The sequence below is a fragment of the Synergistaceae bacterium genome, assembly GCA_012728235.1.
Taxonomy (GTDB): Bacteria; Synergistota; Synergistia; order Synergistales; family Synergistaceae; genus JAAYFL01.
The window spans coordinates 1-3,572 of record JAAYFL010000137.1; the positions used below are offsets into that span (position 1 = coordinate 1).

The following is a 3,572-nucleotide window of genomic DNA, read 5'->3' on the forward strand; positions in this document are numbered from 1 at the left end:
AGAAAGTAATTTTAGAGCGCTGGAGGCCAACGCCTCAGCCATCCTTATGGCAGTCCTTGATGATTTAAACTGGGCTGGCTTCTACTGGGTAGAGGGTGACCAGCTGGTTCTAGGAAGTTTTCAGGGTCTTCCGGCATGCACAAGGATTTCTTGCGGGAAGGGAGTCTGTGGAAGTGCCTGGAAGGAGGATAGGAGCCTGAGGGTGGAGGATGTTGAAGCCTTCCCCGGCCATATAGCCTGCGATAGTGCTTCCCGCTCAGAGCTTGTAATTCCCCTTAGAAAGGCAGGCCGAGTAGTTGGAGTCCTTGATCTTGATAGCCCCCTTCTAAATAGGTTCTCCCAGGAAGACCAGGAGGCACTTGAGGGCTTTGTAGAAATCTTAGAGGAAGCTCTAGATTAGTTTTTTTAATTTTAATAATCCCCAGCGGGATTATTTCTTATTAGGAGGAAAAGTGGACTTATTATTCTTAGTCATTTTATTTGTGTTTTTGCTCTTTCTTATGGGCAGGGGTCTACCCCTTTATTTATCCATGGTCTTAAGTAGCCTTCTTGGCTTTTTTCTTTTTAGGCTTAGCCCCTCTTCGGCTCTTGGAATAATTATTAAGGGGGTTAGTTCCCAAACTACAATTAACCTGATCCTAGCCTTTTATTCAATAACCTTTTTACAGAGGATGATGGAGAAAAGAGAGCACCTGGCTCTGGCAGAGACTTCTCTAACCAGGCTCTTTGGTTCTAGAAGGATAAATGCTATGGTGGCTCCCTTTGTAATAGGAATTTTGCCATCTGCAGGAGCTGTGCTTATTGCCAGACCCATAGTGGATAATGCAGCAGGAGACTCTCTAAGTGTTGAAGAAAGATGCTTTGTTTCAACCTACTTTAGGCATATTTCGGAGATTTTTCTACCCACCTATGCGACAATTATTTTGGCCATGACCTTGTCAGGAATTTCAATGACTAGCTTTGTTCTTGCCATGCTTCCCATGGTTTTTGTACTTTTCTTTTTGGGCTATATCTTCTATGTGAGAAAGATTCCTAAGTCCCAGGTACCAGATGGAGTGAATAAAAAAGAAGAGCTTAAGAATCTTTTTATTAGCCTCTGGGCAATAGGCCTTAGTATTATCCTTATTCTTAGCTTTAACATGAAGGTCCATCTGGCAGTTATACCTGTACTCCTGCTTTCGATTTTAGTTAATAGGTTTAGCTGGGAGGAGCTTAGGCCCATGTTTGTTTCGGCCTTTGAGTATAAACTTATTGCTGCAACTCTTGCAATTATGGTCTTTAAGGAGCTCCTAGTCTTTACTGGTGTAATTGACCAGCTGCCCCAGGTGTTTTCAGGTCTGCCCCTTCCTCCTGTGGTTATATTTGGAGCAATCTTTTTTCTGGGAACCCTGCTTGCAGGCAGCCAGGCCATGGTGGCCATGATGATGCCAGTAAGCGTGGCAACCCTTGGAAGCGACCTAGGAGTTATAATCTTTCTTATGAGCATGACCTATATTTCAAGTCAGATTTCTCCCACCCATGTTTGCCTGGGTATTATTACTGAGGCCTATGAGTTGCCCTTTACAAGTCTTGTAAAAAAGACCCTGCCAGTTGTGGTGGTCTTTGTGCTAATTAGTTCGACTTACTCGTTTTTATTACATTTCTTATTTGGTTAGAATAATGGAGGTAGAAATGAAAGGAAAAATTGCTATTGTTACTGGAGCGGCTAGTGGAATTGGCCTAGCTACTAGTAAGGCCCTGGCTAAGGAGGGGGTCAGCCTAGTTATGGCAGATATTAATGGGGAGGCCCTTGAAAGAGAGGCCAAGGCCCTTGGAGCCCTAGCTGTTAAAGTGGACCTTTCCCAGGCCCAGCAGTGTAAAGCTCTTGTTGAACAGGCGGTCCAGGAATATGGCGGAGTGGATATCTTGATTAATATTGCTGGAATCCAGAAGGTTTCTCCCATTGAAGATTTCCCAGAGGAAAGCTGGGACTTTATGATAAGCCTTATGTTATCTGCTCCATTCTATCTGACTAAATATGTTTGGCCCTATATGAAAGAGAGAGGGTGGGGTAGGATTATTCATCTCAACTCCATCCATGGCATTGTGGCCTCGGAGTATAAAAGTGCCTATGTTTCTGCCAAGCACGGACTAACTGGCCTAACCAAGGTTTCAGCCCTTGAAGGTGGCCCCTATGGAATTACAGTTAATTCTATCTGCCCAGCCTATGTAAAGACTCCTCTAGTAGAAAAACAGATTAGGGACCAGAGTCTGGTTCATGGTATAAGTGAAGAAGAGGTGGTGGAGAAGGTTATGCTTGAAAAAGCAGTTATTAAAAAGCTTCTTGACCCCCAGGTTATAGCAGATGCAATTGTTTTTTTATCCTCTGAGAGCGCATCTCAGATAACAGGAATAAATTTACCAATAGATGGAGGTTGGACCTCAGCTTAGAAAGGAGTATGAAGTGATATTTACAACTAGTGACAAGGTGGAATTGAGCTATGAACTTAAGGGAGACGGGAGGACAATAGTCCTCATTCACGGATGGTCTGGTAATAGTGATAACTTCAAACCAGTAGTGGAGGAGCTTTCTAAGAATTATAGAGTACTTACCTATGATCACAGAGGGCATGGTTTTTCTGGGCACCCACTTTATGGCTATAGTCTTGAAAGGCTAGCCCAGGATCTTGAGGAACTATTAGAGTACCTTAGTTTAGAGGATGTACTTTTAGTTGGATGGTCTATGGGGGCTATGACACTCTTTGATTATGTAAGGCAGTTTGGAACAGCTAGGCTTAGTGGAGTTGTTATTGTTGATATGACTCCTAAACTTATGAATGATGGGGATTGGAAACTTGGGCTCTATGATGGAAGCTATGAAAAGACACAAAGTGATAGGGATCTTAGCCAGATGTTTAGTCGTTTTGATTTATTCACAGTAGACTTTATGAAAAAGGTTATGCCATATTTGACAGATGAGCTAATGTTACAGATGGCTGAGCAGCAAGCTGCCTCTGGAATTCCTGAACCCAGTCTCCTAGCCCTTACTGGGCTATGGCATGCAATGGGTACTGCGGATTATAGGGAGGATTTAAAGAAGATTGATTTGCCTACTAGAATTTTTAGGGGTCAGCTTAAATCCCTCTATTCAAGAGAAACAGCGGATTATATATCTGAGAGAATACCAGGATGCAAAATTATTGAGTTTGAAGGAGCTAGTCATATGCTAGCAATAGAGAGGGCTGATAAGTTTGTAAAAGAACTTGGGGAATTTGCCCAAGAAGTTTGGTAATTTAGAAGAAAGATAAAATTAGGAAAAAAAATAATAAAGGGGACGGCATTAGGCCATCCCCTTTAAGCTTTGTAAGGATATTAGTTGAACTTTCTTTAGAAAGATTTACAGTTCATCCACTGCTTTTTTCAGTTGTTTCATGGCTTTTTCTAGCAGATACCTGGGAGTGGCTATGTTAAGTCTCATAAAGCCCCTGCCTTCTTGGCCAAATATCTCACCGTCGTTTAGGAGGAGTTTAGCTTTTGTTTTGAAGAAATTATTAAGCTCTTCCTGCTCCATATTCAGGCCCCTGCAGTCCAGC

5 protein-coding genes are annotated in these 3,572 nt (G+C 42.6%); 4 read left to right on the plus strand and 1 reads right to left on the minus strand.

Features of this window, described 5'->3' with window-relative positions; genetic code table 11:
• The 4 genes from GXZ13_07390 to GXZ13_07405 all read left to right on the plus strand — a co-directional run.
• The coding region (locus GXZ13_07390) for a GAF domain-containing protein (GenBank protein NLX75626.1) at window positions 1-400 on the plus strand (400 nt) is incomplete at its 5' end.
• 100 nt (window positions 401-500) lie between these two features.
• The gene (locus tag GXZ13_07395) at window positions 501-1,655 is read left to right on the plus strand and encodes a DUF401 family protein (protein NLX75627.1); all 1,155 of its coding nucleotides are present in this window, start codon (window positions 501-503) and stop codon (window positions 1,653-1,655) included.
• 16 nt (window positions 1,656-1,671) lie between these two features.
• Window positions 1,672-2,430, plus strand: a complete 759-nt coding sequence (locus GXZ13_07400; protein NLX75628.1) for a 3-hydroxybutyrate dehydrogenase — start codon at window positions 1,672-1,674, stop codon at window positions 2,428-2,430.
• Window positions 2,408-3,271: an alpha/beta hydrolase gene (locus GXZ13_07405; protein ID NLX75629.1), complete on the plus strand. Its 864-nt coding sequence runs from the start codon at window positions 2,408-2,410 to the stop codon at window positions 3,269-3,271. The genes GXZ13_07400 and GXZ13_07405 overlap by 23 nt, the downstream gene beginning before the upstream one ends.
• Before the next feature lie 105 nt (window positions 3,272-3,376).
• On the opposite strand, the gene GXZ13_07410 is transcribed toward GXZ13_07405, so the two are convergent.
• Window positions 3,377-3,550 (minus strand): hypothetical protein, encoded by a 174-nt coding sequence (locus GXZ13_07410; GenBank protein NLX75630.1) that lies wholly within the window; start codon window positions 3,548-3,550, stop codon window positions 3,377-3,379.
• Window positions 3,551-3,572 lie beyond the last annotated feature (22 nt).